The sequence below is a fragment of the Dysgonomonas hofstadii genome (assembly GCF_014196915.1).
Taxonomy (GTDB): Bacteria; Bacteroidota; Bacteroidia; order Bacteroidales; family Dysgonomonadaceae; genus Dysgonomonas; species Dysgonomonas hofstadii.
Window position 1 is genome coordinate 24,243 of the sequence record NZ_JACIEP010000007.1, and the last position, 14,430, is coordinate 38,672.

General features: G+C 40.4%; 11 protein-coding genes. 6 read left to right on the forward strand and 5 right to left on the reverse strand.

Annotation, left to right across the window (positions count from 1 at the left end; translation table 11 throughout):
* Positions 1-8: 8 nt before the first annotated feature.
* From GGR21_RS10545 to GGR21_RS10560, 4 genes are all read right to left on the reverse strand, one after another.
* The gene (locus GGR21_RS10545; RefSeq protein ID WP_183307189.1) at positions 9-908 is read right to left on the reverse strand and encodes a DMT family transporter; all 900 of its coding nucleotides are present in this window, start codon (positions 906-908) and stop codon (positions 9-11) included.
* A gap of 49 nt (positions 909-957) precedes the next feature.
* A complete protein-coding gene (nhaA, locus tag GGR21_RS10550; protein ID WP_183307190.1) occupies positions 958-2,139 on the reverse strand; it encodes a Na+/H+ antiporter NhaA in 1,182 nt (393 codons plus the stop codon).
* The gene (truA, locus tag GGR21_RS10555) at positions 2,136-2,888 is read right to left on the reverse strand and encodes a tRNA pseudouridine(38-40) synthase TruA (RefSeq protein WP_183307191.1); all 753 of its coding nucleotides are present in this window, start codon (positions 2,886-2,888) and stop codon (positions 2,136-2,138) included. Before truA ends, nhaA begins: the two co-directional genes overlap by 4 nt.
* A gap of 70 nt (positions 2,889-2,958) precedes the next feature.
* Complete coding sequence (locus tag GGR21_RS10560; protein ID WP_183307192.1) at positions 2,959-3,612, reverse strand: DUF5715 family protein; 654 nt, start codon at positions 3,610-3,612, stop codon at positions 2,959-2,961.
* Between the two features lie 102 nt (positions 3,613-3,714).
* On the opposite strand from GGR21_RS10560, the gene GGR21_RS10565 reads away from it, so the two are divergent.
* The 4 genes from GGR21_RS10565 (at position 3,715) to GGR21_RS10580 (ending at position 8,506) form a co-directional block, all read left to right on the forward strand.
* Positions 3,715-4,509, forward strand: a complete 795-nt coding sequence (locus tag GGR21_RS10565) for a TrmH family RNA methyltransferase (protein ID WP_183307193.1) — start codon at positions 3,715-3,717, stop codon at positions 4,507-4,509.
* A 163-nt stretch (positions 4,510-4,672) separates the two neighbouring features.
* Positions 4,673-6,844, forward strand: a complete 2,172-nt coding sequence (gene pnp / locus GGR21_RS10570) for a polyribonucleotide nucleotidyltransferase (protein ID WP_183307194.1) — start codon at positions 4,673-4,675, stop codon at positions 6,842-6,844.
* Positions 6,845-7,104: 260 nt separating this feature from the next.
* Positions 7,105-8,028: a muramidase family protein gene (locus GGR21_RS10575; protein ID WP_183307195.1), complete on the forward strand. Its 924-nt coding sequence runs from the start codon at positions 7,105-7,107 to the stop codon at positions 8,026-8,028.
* A gap of 79 nt (positions 8,029-8,107) precedes the next feature.
* Entirely contained in the window at positions 8,108-8,506 is a 399-nt protein-coding gene (locus GGR21_RS10580; protein WP_183307196.1) for an NTF2 fold immunity protein, read from the forward strand.
* A gap of 18 nt (positions 8,507-8,524) precedes the next feature.
* On the opposite strand, the gene GGR21_RS10585 is transcribed toward GGR21_RS10580, so the two are convergent.
* The gene (locus GGR21_RS10585) at positions 8,525-9,649 is read right to left on the reverse strand and encodes a glycoside hydrolase family 43 protein (protein ID WP_183307197.1); all 1,125 of its coding nucleotides are present in this window, start codon (positions 9,647-9,649) and stop codon (positions 8,525-8,527) included.
* Positions 9,650-9,788: 139 nt separating this feature from the next.
* On the opposite strand from GGR21_RS10585, the gene GGR21_RS10590 reads away from it, so the two are divergent.
* Positions 9,789-13,022, forward strand: coding sequence for a S41 family peptidase (locus GGR21_RS10590; protein ID WP_221232986.1), 3,234 nt, complete (start codon positions 9,789-9,791; stop codon positions 13,020-13,022).
* Positions 13,023-13,134: 112 nt separating this feature from the next.
* Positions 13,135-14,424, forward strand: coding sequence for a hypothetical protein (locus tag GGR21_RS10595; protein WP_183307198.1), 1,290 nt, complete (start codon positions 13,135-13,137; stop codon positions 14,422-14,424).
* The last annotated feature ends 6 nt before the right edge of the window (positions 14,425-14,430 follow it).

The window sequence follows — 14,430 nt, forward strand, 5'->3', positions numbered from 1 at the left end:
TTGTTTCTTTATTTAGTCCCCAAATATAGGAAAAACATTGCTACTATTATCAAAGCGAGGTCGATAGCCTTGCCTTTTAAGTTTTTTTCATGGAAGAAAAGCACTCCACCTGCAAATGAAACCAGTACACTGCTGCGGCGAACCATCGACACGATAGATATCATGGCATCGGGATCGGTCAGCGCATAGAAGTATACAAAGTCGGCAATAGTGAGAAATACAGAAACAAGAATAATACTCCACCTCCATTTAAACGGAGTATTCTTTTCCCGCTTCGAATACCAAAGCACGATCAATACTATCAACATTAGCAGACATTGATAAGTATTGAACCAGAATTGCACAGCCGTGGAACTGAATCGCTGCATCAGGTATTTGTCATACAATCCGCTGGCAGCTCCGGCAATGGATGCGAGGATCATAAAGAATATCCATTTATTTTTGCTGAAACTGATACCTTCTTTCTTGCTCGACATCGATAACAAATAGAAAGATACAATAGTGATTATTACCCCGATCCATTGGTACAGGTTAAGTCTTTCCCCGAATATCAATAACGCTCCGACTAAGGTCATAACCGGGCGAGTGGCATTGATAGGGCCTGTAATGGTGAGCGGCAAATGCTTAATGGCGAAATAGCCGAATATCCACGAAGTGAGGACAATAACAGACTTAATAAATATATAACCGTGTGTTTCCCACGAAACGACCGGTACATAACCTATGGTGCCGATTAATGTATCTGGCGATATTCTCGAGACAAGTACCAACGGAAATAATAGTAGAGAGCAAAAAAGCGTATTGAGAAACAATACGGGAATAACGGCATTCTCATGTACCGATTTCTTTTTGCTGATATCGTATAATCCGAGGAAAAATGCTGAAACAAAAGCAAGTGCTAACCACATATGTTTTATACATTAAATGAGAAAGAGGCTTTTTCGGCCTCTTTCTTTCTTATTCTTTTACCCTCTCTTTTGTTTCTTCTTTTTTCAGTACATAGTTCAGCCAGGCATAGCCGATAATCCCCGAAGCAAGCGAAGCAAGTAATATCATAAGTTTCGATTCGTTGATATAGTGCATATTTCCTTTGAATGCCAGCAGGGTGATAAAGATAGACATCGTAAACCCTATACCGCCCAGCATACCTGCGCCCAACAAGGCTTTCCATTTCACACCTCTTGGCAAGGCGCATAATCCTGTTTTCACACTGATGAAGCTGAACAATGTGATGCCAATAGGTTTGCCAACAATAAGACCTAAGATAATACCCAGCGCAAACGGTTCACCTATCGACTGATCCCAATTGCCTTCTATCAGCATGGCCGTATTGGCAAGGGCGAATATCGGTAATATAGCGAATGCAACGGGATAATGCAGAGCACTCTGCATTTTGTTGGAAAGGCATTTCGGATCGCCCTTTTTAAATGGTATGGTTATAGCCAACAATACTCCCGCAATAGTAGCGTGCACACCTGAATGAAGCATGCAGTACCACATGATAACACCGCCTATCAGGTAAGGGATGAGGTTTGTTACATTGAATTTTTTATTTAATAAAAGCAATAGGACAAATATACCTATGGCAGCCAGCAGATATACCCATGCTAGCGAAGTTGTATAGAACAAGGCGATGACGATTATTGCACCCAGGTCGTCTATTACTGCCAGTGCAGTAAGGAATACCTTGAGTGATATTGGCACACGGTTACCCAATAAAGACAACACTCCCAAAGCGAATGCTATATCGGTAGCCATTGGAATACCAAATCCGGCATGTGTATCTGTTCCGAAGTTTAAAGACATATAGATGGCGGCAGGAATAAGCATTCCCCCTAATGCTCCGGAGATTGGTAGCATGGCTCGCTTTACATTCGAGAGTTCACCTTCATATATTTCCTGTATCAACTCCAGCCCTACCAGAAGAAAGAAGATTGCCATAAGTCCGTCGTTGATCCAGTCGGCTATAGTATGACTTCCCGCCTGTGTTTCCCAGAAACCTCTGTAACCTTCCCCAATACCCGAATTGGCGAGAAGTATAGATATGATTGTGCAGACAATAAGTGTCAGCCCTCCCGATTTCTCACTTTCCATAAACCCCCGTAGGGTTCTTCCGCTTAAAATCCGTCCGATTTTCATTCTATTATAAATATGTCGTTATTATATTCTATTTCTTCTAAGAAAAGAGCGTGTCCCGGTACCGATGTTCCGGCAGCACCCCTGTCTTTAGCTTGAATTATCTCTCTCATGCCGTTTTCATCGATTTTTCCCCGGCCGGCTTCCAATAATGTGCCTACAATAGAGCGAACCATATTGCGCAGGAAACGGTCGGCTTTGATCGTAAATATGTAATCGTCTCCCGATTGTTCCCATCCGGCCTGCATAATTTTGCAATTGTTTGTCTTTACATCGGTATGCAGCTTGCTGAAACTGGTAAAATCTTCGTAATCGAATAAAATATTTGTACAGGCATTCATCATCTTTACATCCAATTCACCGTGTATTTTATATTTCAGATGATAGAGGAACGGATCTTTCGCTGTTGTTATATAATAACGGTAAAGCCTTGATGTCGCATCGAAACGGGCATGTGCATCGTTCCTCACCTTTAATATATTATATATCACTATATCTTTGGGCAAGATACGGTTCAGTTTAAACGTAAGTTGATGAACATTTTCTATATCTTCTGTATCGAAGTGGGCAAACATTTGCCGCGCGTGAACTCCCGCATCGGTGCGTCCGGCTCCGACAATAGATGTAGGAATGCGCAAAAGGGTGGACAGCCCTTTTTCTATTGTTTCCTGCACAGAGGGGGCATTCGGTTGTATTTGCCAACCGTTGTAATTCTCTCCGTTGTAAGCTAAATATATAAAATAGCGATTCATCGTCAATTAGCATATTAGCAAATTAGCATATTCGGTAATTTCCGAATTTCCAAATTTGCTAATTTTCGAATTATCTTACTGTTATATGAAAACAAGACTGCTTGCGTTCATGTTTTATATAGCATCTGTCACGTTGGCGAAGGTCGTGCAACACCTGTCCTAATACCGCTTTCAATTGACCATCGTCTCTTGTCCTTTCATCGGTGTGATCTACCTTATCGAAGCGAGTCCATGCGATGTCGAAAGTTGTAGCATAGCGGTGCACTGAGTTTTCACTGGCATTCCTGTTTCGCTGCGATAATCCCTTCACATCGTCGTTTGTACGGGTGACACTGGTCACAATCAGTTTATACAGAGGCATCTTTTTACTGATAAGTGAATCCCTGAAATTAAGCCCTATATCAGACAGAAGCGTGGCGGCCTTAGGTACAAGGAGTGGCATGGAATGTTTCAGTCTGTCTACCCTGTAAATTCCCAGTTCCTGAGGGATTCTTACCAGCCTGTCCTCATACAAGGCAGTATCTGCCCTCGTTTCCAATGGGCCTACTCCGTTTTCGGTTGCAGCCTGTATATGCAGGTCGGGCAGATCGTTGAAAGTTGTGCTGTATTTTCCGTTGAAACGGGAATATTTCTTAGGTTCGGAAGGCTTTTCTCCTTCTTTATTGCCTGAGTTGCAGCTTAAGAGTGAAAGAATACTCAAGGAAAGTATCCAGATCGATTTCATATATGATTTGCTAATATTGTTTGGAATTTCGGCACAAAGGTACAAAAATACCCCGTTTAGCCTATAAATTATAATTACTTTTGCATGTTAAGTATTTTGAAAATGGAAAAGATCAGTAGTTTACAGAATCCCAGGATAAAGAATATCACTAAACTTGCCAAGAATAAGGAGCGGAGGGAACAAGGGCTTTTTATTATTGAAGGAGCCAGGGAATTGAGTCTGGCATTGATGGCGGATTATGAAATTGATTCGGTGTTTATTTGTCCCGGATTGTTTGCGAAAACCGATTATCCCGATGTGCTGGAGACCATTCCGGAGAATAAGATATATGAAGTAACCGAAGTTGTTTTCGATAAAATCGCTTATCGTGAAGGATCGGACGGATTGCTTACGTTGGCAAAGCCAAAAGATCATACATTAAATAATCTGAAATTATCGGACAATCCCTTTATTATTATCCTCGAAGCTGTAGAAAAGCCCGGTAATCTGGGGGCAATACTTCGTACAGCCGATGCTGCCCGGGCCGATGCGGTTATAATATGCGATCCGGCAACTGATTTATATAATCCGAACGCTGTGCGATCGAGTGTAGGGTGCCTTTTCACCGTGCAAACAGCTGTTTGCTCATCGCAGGAAGCCCTTGATTTTCTTCATGGGAAAAACATAAAATCATTCGCCGCCGAATTGCAGGCATCGCAATGGTATCAGGATACGAATTTCACCACTCCGTCGGCTATAGTTATGGGTACCGAAGCAGATGGGCTAACAAATTTCTGGCTCGATAATGCCGATGTACGGATCAAGATACCGATGCGCGGAAAAATAGATTCTCTGAATGTGTCGGTTTCGACGGCCGTTATCACATTTGAAGCGATGAGACAGAGAGGGTTTTCTTAATTAGAAATGAATAATAAAAGTTGTGATATCCGTTTTTATAAATGGATATTTAATTTCTATTAATAACCTGGAATGCGCTTTGAACTTTCAACTCAACAAACCCCTCGTTTTCAAAAACTTTCCTTATCTTTGCTCGATTTTAAGAAGTTAAGAAAAAATATTTATGATGAATCCGATTACAAAGAGTATCGATTTGGGTGATGGAAGGACTATCACCATTGAAACCGGAAAACTAGCAAAACAAGCAGATGGAGCAGTAGAATTACGTATGGGTGACACCGTATTGCTGGCTACTATAACAGCTGCAAAAGACGCTAAACCGGATGTTGATTTTATGCCACTTTCTGTGGATTATAAAGAGAAGTTTGCTGCTTTCGGACGTTTTCCCGGAGGTTTTCAAAGAAGGGAAGGACGCCCTTCTGATTACGAAATTCTGGTTAGCCGTTTAATAGACCGTGCACTTCGTCCGTTATTTCCGGACGATTATCATGCTGAAGTATTTGTAAATGTTATATTGTTCTCTTCCGATGGTAAAGATATGCCTGATGCTTTGGCCGGGCTTGCGGCATCAGCTGCACTGGCTGTTTCAGACGTGCCGTTCAATGGACCGATATCGGAAGTAAGGGTTGCCCGTATTGACGGACAATTCGTTATAAATCCTACATTCGAACAGCTGGAGCAAGCTGATATGGATATCATGGTAGGTGCTACTATGGACAATATTATGATGGTTGAAGGTGAAATGAAAGAGGTTTCGGAAGAGGAAATGCTGGAAGCCATCAAAGTTGCACATGAAGCCATCAAAGTTCAATGTCAGGCTCAGATAGAACTGATGGAAGCTGTAGGCAAAACCGTGAAGCGTGAATACAGCCACGAAACGAATGATGAAGAGCTAAGAAAAGATGTATGGGCCAAATGTTATGACAAAGCTTATGCTGTGGCTACATCTTGTAATACAAACAAACACGAGCGTGGCGACAACTTCGCTGCTATTGTAGAAGAATATAAAGCAGGCCTGACCGAAGAAGAACTGGCAGAAAAAGGTATGCTGATTTCCCGCTATTATCATGATGTGGAAAAAGAAGCAATGCGCCGTTCTATACTCGATGAAGGCAAGCGCCTCGACGGACGTAAGACTACCGAGATCCGCCCTATCTGGAGTGAGGTCGATTATCTTCCGGGAGCCCACGGTTCGGCAGTATTTACACGTGGCGAGACACAATCGTTGACTACTGTTACCTTAGGTACAAAACTGGATGAGAAGATTATCGACGATGTGCTTAACAACGGAAAAGACAGATTCCTTTTGCACTATAACTTTCCTCCGTTTTCAACTGGGGACGCAAGACCATCGAGAGGTGTAGGACGTCGTGAAATAGGACATGGTAACCTTGCGCATCGTGCATTGAAACCAATGATCCCGGCAAATTATCCGTATGTTATCCGTGTAGTATCAGATATCCTCGAATCAAACGGTTCGTCTTCTATGGCTACTGTTTGTGCGGGCACACTGGCATTGATGGATGCAGGGGTACAAATCAAAAAACCGGTTACAGGTATTGCTATGGGACTTATCTCTGAAAAGAAAGGAACCAATTTTGCAGTGCTTTCTGATATACTTGGAGACGAAGACCACTTAGGTGATATGGACTTCAAAGTGACAGGAACAGTAGACGGTATCACTGCCACACAGATGGATATAAAGGTTGACGGACTTTCTTACGAAATACTTGAAAAAGCATTGAATCAGGCAAAAGAAGGACGTTTACACATTATGGGTAAAATCCTTGAAACATTACCTGAACCACGTGCCGACTTTAAAGAAAACGCTCCTCGTATCGAAGTTATTATTATTAACAAAGAATTCATTGGTGCTGTTATCGGCCCTGGCGGTAAGATTATACAAGGTATACAGGAAGAAACAGGTGCTACTGTTACTATCGAAGAGATAGACGGTTACGGACGTGTTGAAGTATCTGCTACCAGCCGTACTTCTATAGAAGCAGCGATGGCTAAGATAAAAGGTATTGTTGCCGTTCCTGAGGTAGGTGAGATATACGAAGCTAAAGTTCGCTCGGTAATGCCTTACGGTGCATTCTGTGAATTCCTTCCGGGTAAAGACGGATTATTACATATCTCTGAAATCTCATGGGATCGTATAGAGGATATGGAAAAAGCCGGACTGAAAGAAGGTGACATGATAGAGGTGAAGTTGATTGACATTGATCCTAAGACAGGTAAGTTCAAATTGTCACGCAAAGTACTTCTTCCTCGTCCTCCTCGTCCTGAAAAACCGGTACAAAAGAGAAACGAAAACGAAGGAGAAAATAACTGATTATATCCGAAATTAGAATAAAAGAAGAAAGAGCTGTATGAAAATACAGCTCTTTTTTGTTTGGTCTGAAATCTATGAAATGGAGTCCTATTTGAGCCAATATGTAATAATAAATGTGATGAATTGGTAAAATGCCAGGATAAATTATCATAAACTTTTTGGCTAAAATGTATAAATGTTAACAAATATATTATTAGAATAAATATCTTTGCATATGAGGAGAGGAAATCACACTACAAAAAACTAATACATAAACTACTATGATTAATCGGACAAGATTATTTTTTCTGTTTCTGTCCCTGTTTATAATAATGGCTGGTTCGGCGACGAATGAGGATCGACCAGAGAATTATATATCAGGAGGTGGACAATCTAGAGTCTATCAGGCTCATGCTGTAATTTCGTATCATAAAGTAAATAAGGGAGAAACCCTGAAGTCGATAGCTCGCAGCAATGATGTATCTGTTGAAAATATTCAAAAATGGAACGATCTGGAATCGGATTATATACAACTTGGTACGGAGTTGAAAATTCAGAAAATAGAGTTTATCCTTATCGAAGAACCGCAGTTAAAAGCCCCTTTACTGGCAGAGATATCAATTGACAAAGGTGCGGCAACAAAAATAATGGAGGATTATATGAATAACATGGTGCCTGAAACCTCTTCTTCCGGAATGATAGATTCGTATGAACGGATACTGGCGTTGACTGAAAAGAATTTTGAGGATTATGAAATAACTCTTAAAAAGGAAAAGAATGTCTGGGGTCGGATATCCGGGGTAGCTAATATTGCATTCAACTCAGTAAAAGGGTGGGGCAAGGATGTCTTTGCCAAACCGAAGGAAAAGAAGGGAACGGATGTATTGCTGGCAGATAATAATAAAATACAAATAGAAGAAAGGAGTGAAAAAGAAAATATAAGCCTGGAGGAGATAAAGATAGAACCCGAAAAGGTATTTCCAAAAGGGGATAATTGGAAAAAGATATATCATAAGGTACGTTTCGGTGAAACAATGACTCAGATCGCCTTTCGCTATCAGGTTTCTAAAAATGATATAGTACAGTGGAATAATCTGCCTTGCGATATAGCAAATGTAAAACAACGCTTGTTAATATTCGTACCGAAAGACTTTACATTAGCCCAGTATCAGAAAAATACTGATAACAGAGGTATTGAATTATAAACTTTCTTCTTATTTTTACTTATAGATAAAGCTTTTTAATAATAAGAGGCATGAATCTTTATTTTGTAAAAATAGCGCTATGAAAACTATCTTTTTATTCATGTTATTACTCGTCACTTTGAATTGTTGTTCTCAGAATAAGAAGGATAACACTGAAAGATTGCTTTTTGGTAGGGAGCATGCGGAAAAAGAATTAAGAGAGTCCCTATCCGATAGCCTTATTCATAATGTCATAGGAAAAGATAAAATCCTGATAAAAGAAGAAGCCGATGCGGTGAAAATTGCAGAGGTGGTTTTATTCTCTATCTATTCCGAGGAAAATATTATACGGCAACACCCGTATGAAGTTCATTTTATTGATAATTACTGGATTATTTCAGGTACGTTTCCTTTAGAACCCAGAATGGTTGGAGGTACATTTCTTATTATTATAGATGCGCGTGACAGCAGGATACTGCGTATAACCCACGGAAAATAAGAAATATCACAATTGAGGCTATTTATTTAACGACCATTCGTCGTGCCATCTTATAATAAATCTGTCTCCCTCAAATTCGATGGGTAGCCAGACATAACGTCCGTCTATAGCATTCTTAGGAGTCCATCTGTCTCCCATGTATATGAATTGATTGTCTTTACCCTGCACCGGTAGGATGTAGGTGCTTTGCGAAAAAAATGTTTTCTTGTCAATGTGATCTATACAAGGATCTCCCAACTCTGTCCATGGTCCCCAGATAGATTCGGCTACAGCCGAGCGGGCTTCGTTCGGACTCCATCCGGTACAACCCGACATCATCAGGTAATATTTATTATCTTTTTTGAACATCGCCGGAGCTTCCATAAACCTGCCGGGGAAAAAACGCCCGTATTTGCCACTGTGAGACAGATAATCGTCACTAAGTTCGGCAATATGTAAAGTACTGTTCTCTTCCGATGAGTATATGTGGTATCCTTTTCCGTCGTCATCTACAAAAAGAGTCATATCCCGGGCCATTTGTCCACCCTGCATATCCCGTCCCAATATATTAAGTGAATCGACATCGCCGGGTAAACTCCCTCCCGAAAATTCAAGACCTTCGCTTCTGATCTCTCCTTTGTGTATATCCAATACATTTACAGGCCAGTGCCCGGCATTGGGGCGAACGGCTTTAATATATTTATAGGGTCCTGTTGCATTATCACTTATAGCTATACCACTCAAAGCGCCAAAATATCCTTTCCCTTTTGGTTCCAGATGAAACCACATGATGTATTTACCCGTTTTCTCGTTTTTTATGACTTTTGGCCTTTCCAGAATACACCCTTTTTCAATATCGCTACCTGAATTTATACTGTCTACTCCAAGGGCTATTCCTTCATCTTTCCAGTTATATAAATCTGAGGATGAATAACAATGTACACCTACATTTGCGTAGTTTCCATTTTTCCCCTCAGTCTTATGTTCGCCATACCAATAGTAAACCCCGTTGTCATATAATATCCCTCCACCATGGGCATTTATGTGCACACCATTGTTGTCGGTCCAGAGTTCGCCCGGCTTGAATGATTGGGTTTTTTCCTGGTTTTTACATGAAATTAAAGTAGCTAAAATTAGTCCGAAAAGTAAAATCCTTTTAGTCATTGGTATTCGATATTGATTGTACTTGAAATCCTTTGGATAAAGATAATTATAAAGTTAAAAATTTGAGGGAATAACTCTGTCTTTTGTATTAAAGATTTTAACTTTGCTTTTTGTCAAGGAAAATTATAAAAAACTAATTATGAAAAGAATCATACTAGCTGTTCTCATATCAATAGCTGCTTTGCCATTGGTATTCGCTCAGGAAGCGCGTTTGCTTCGTTTTCCGGCTACTAATGGCCAGGAGATCGTTTTTTCTTATGCAGGCGATCTGTATAAAGTTTCTATCAATGGAGGCGAAGCTCAACGATTGACCTCACATATCGGTTACGAGATGTTTCCGAAATTTTCCCCTGATGGGAAAACTATCGCATTCACCGGACAATATGACGGAAATACAGAGGTCTATACGATTCCTTCAACAGGCGGCGAGCCTTTGAGGGTAACTTACACACCAACCAATCAGCGTGACGATCTGGGTGATCGCATGGGGCCTAATAATATTATTATGGGCTGGACTCCCGATGGAAAGGATATTCTGTATCGTAACCGCATTAGTGATGGATTTAGTGGGCGTTTATTTTTGGTTGAAAAAGAAGGTGGATTATCAAGAGGGCTTCCATTGCCGGAAGGTGGATTCAGTAGTTACTCTCCTGATGGGAAAAAACTGGCTTACAATCGTGTGATGCGTGAGTTTCGCACATGGAAATACTATAAGGGAGGGATGGCCGACGATATCTGGATTTATGATCCGTCAGCTCAATCGGTGACCAATATTACCAATAACGACGCACAGGATATTATGCCGATGTGGGTAGGAGATGACATTTATTTCATTTCCGACCGTGATCGTACGATGAATCTGTTTGTTTATAATACAGTATCGAAACAAACAAGTAAAGTAACTAATTTTACAGAATACGATATTAAATTCCCCTCTTATCATGGGAATATTATTGTTTTCGAGAACGGAGGATATATCTACAAACTGGATGTGGCAAATAAACAGCCAGTTAAAGTAAATATTGCGTTGAAATCGGATAATATCTATGCCCGTAGTGAAATAAAAGATGGAGAAAAATACCTGAAATCTGCCGGACTTTCACCTGACGGGGAACGTGTGGTTATAACTGCCCGTGGCGAAGTTTTCAATGTTCCTGCTGATAAAGGGGTAACTAAAAATATGACACGTTCGCCCGGAGCACACGATCGTGATGCCGAGTGGTCGCCCGATGGAAAATATATTGCATATATATCTGATGCAACGGGTGAAACAGAGCTTTATATGCAAGATGCGACAGGCTCGGAGCCAATACAGCTCACGAAGAACAATGATACATATATCCGCTCATTCACATGGAGCCCCGATTCTAAATCAATTGTCTATACCGACCGTAAAAACAGGATAAACCTGTTGACTATAGCATCGAAAGGCAAAACTACTTTACTACAAGACCCGGTGGGTGAACCGAGAGGGATAAGCTTTTCACCAGACAGTAAATGGTTGACATATACCCGTATGGAATCTAATGATTTCAATGTGATCTATGTATTTGACATTGCCGCCAAGAAAGAATATGCGGTTACTGATAAATGGTATGAATCTTCCAGTCCTGCATTCAGCAAAGACGGAAAATACCTGATCTTCTCTTCCGACCGTGATTTCAATCCGATCTACGGGCGTAAAGAGTGGAACCATGTTTATACTACATCAGGAAGTGTATATCTCGCCCTTTTATCGAAAGAGACTCCTTCTCCTTTCCTGCAAAAAGATGCCGAAGTAAAGGTTGAAGTAGAAAAGGATGCAAAAACAGCGGATGATAAAAAAGCAGATGCAGAGAAGAAAGATTCAGGTGTTTCTGTGAAAATAGATTTTGACGGGATAACCGGACGCATTATAAAACTCCCTGTTTCCACCGGATATTACTGGGGTTTCTATGCTAATGGAGACAAAGTTTATTACAATAAACAAGGAGCATCAATGGTCTATGATCTGAAAGCTCAGAAAGAAGAAACTGTAGCTGATGGCGGGGCGAATATTTATATTTCAAATACCGATAAAAAGGCTCTTTTCTTTAAAGGAGGACAACTGTATGTAACTAATATTCCTTCAGGAAAAGCAGATCTGAAAGATGCGGTTAACCTGAAAAATATAAAGATTACTATCGATTATCCACTTGAATGGGCACAAATATTTGATGAGGCGTGGCGTGTATACCGTGATGGTTTCTATGTGGAAAACATGCATGGTGTAGACTGGAAAGCAATCAAGAAAAAGTATGAGGTCTTACTTCCATATGTAAAAACACGCCTCGATCTGAATTACATTATAGGAGAAATGATCGGCGAACTAAATTGCGGGCATGCTTATGTCAATCCGGGAGAAACACCTCGTCCTGAAAAAATAAATACGGGCTTGTTAGGGGCTGAAATATCCCGAGATAAGAGTGGATTCTTTAAAATAGAAAAGATACTTCAAGGTGCATCCTGGGATAAAAAACTGCGATCACCACTTACCGAAACAGGAATAGAAGCAAAAAAAGGCGATTTCATCGTGGCAATAGATGGTATACCAACCAATAGCGTAAAGGATATGTATTCGCTGCTGGTAGGCAAGGCGGGAGTCCCTACCGAAATATCCTTGAATACCAGCGCTCAGCTTGCAGGAGCCAAAAAGATTGTCATCAGTCCGCTTTCTGAAGAATACTCGCTTTATCATTACGAGTGGGTACAGAATAACTTGAAGAAAGTGGAAGAAGCTTCCGGCGGAAAGATCGGTTATATCTATATCCCTGATATGGGACCTGAAGGTCTGAACGAATTCGCACGCTATTTCTATCCGCAGCTCGATAAAGAGGGACTGATAATCGATGATCGTGCAAACGGCGGTGGAAATGTATCTCCTATGATACTCGAGCGTCTTGCCCGCGAACCTTACCGTCTGACAATGCGCCGTGGTTCTACCCGTATTGGTACTGTACCCGATGCTGTACAGGTTGGCCCTAAGGTTTGCCTTATCAATAAATATTCGGCTTCTGACGGTGACTTGTTCCCTTGGGGATTCCGTGCGTTGGGATTGGGCAAACTGATAGGAACACGCACATGGGGAGGTATTGTCGGTATCTCTGGTTCGCTGCCTTTCATCGATGGAACAGATATCCGTGTTCCTTTCTTCACTAGCTACGATGCTAAAACGGGACAATGGATTATTGAAAATCATGGAGTAGATCCTGATATTGTTGTCGATAATGATCCTGTAAAAGAATGGAATGGAGAAGACCAGCAATTGAACCGTGCCATAGAAGAAGTGATGAAAGATCTGAAAAACAGGCAACCATTGAAACCTGTGCCAGCTCCGAGAGTATGGAATAAATAGAAAACAATATAAATATAAGGCCGGTAGGAAAAGTTATCCTACCGGCTTTTTTATTTAATAAATCGTATATTCGCAGTATTAATAACTAGGTCTAACAAATCCGTAAAAAGCGATGAAAAAGATTATATTAGCTTTACTTGTGGTTTTTTTTTCTCAGGCTGGTTTTTCCCAAAATACAGATAAAAATTTTGTTGATACTATTAATGCCTATTTCGAAGAGGTGAGAGTAGCAACAAAAGATAACTATTCATTATGGAATATGGACTTATATGCTCCTTTGATGCTTATCGATCCTGATACCAGAAAAATATATACGAATGAACAAGATAGTGCTGCTACCCTAACCCCAATAGATTTGGTATACACGGGTATACTACCACCAAATGTAAATTTTGCAAATACAGCTATAAACTGGAACGGGAAAAAATGGGCCATGGTTATGCTTCCCCTGTCACCGGACAAATCTGAAAGAATAAATCTGTTATCACACGAATTATTTCATGTTGCCCAACCCAGACTAGGTTTTAATATGCTTAATACGGATAACAATCATTTAGATCAGAAAAATGGCAGGATATATTTGCGCCTGGAACTGGAGGCATTAAAGAACAGTATTTTGTCGGAGAATAAGGAGGATCAGAAAAAACACCTTATAAATGCTTTTATTTTTAGGAAGTATAGAAATAAATTGTATCCACAATCCGTAATATCGGAGAATAAACTGGAACTAAACGAAGGAATAGCCGAATACACCGGGCAGGTAATAAGTGGTAGAAACCAAAAACAAGCAACAGATTATTTGAGTAGAAGTTTCGATTTATTCATGTCTAACCCTACCTATGTGAGGTCATTTGCATATCAGACTATTCCCGGTTATGGGTTTCTTCTGAGGGCGAAGAACAGAAGCTGGAATAAAGAGGTGTCCGCAGAAATCAATCTGATAGACTATTTTATCAAGGAATTAAATATAACTCTTCCTGAAAACCTGGATCTGGCGGTAAATAATATGCAGGAATTGTATAATGGCTCCCGCATAATTGAAGAAGAAATGAAAAGAGAAGAAATAAAATTACAACAGATTGCAAGATATAAACAGATTTTTATTGAAGAACCGCACCTGATTGTTCCTCTAGAGAAGATGAGTATCTCGTTTAACCCCTCAAATATAATTCCTTTGGGTGATGACGGAAATGTTTATCCAACAGCCACTATTTCCGATAATTGGGGCGTTCTGACGGTAAATAGAGGAATGCTTTTATCACCTAACTGGAAAACTGTTTATTTATCTGTTCCTTTGGAGGAAACACAAAATCATATAGCAGGGGAGGGATGGAGTATTGATTTAAAGAATGGCTACAAGGTTTTAAAAGATGCAAAAAACTATATTCTTTCCAAGGAATAATTAAAG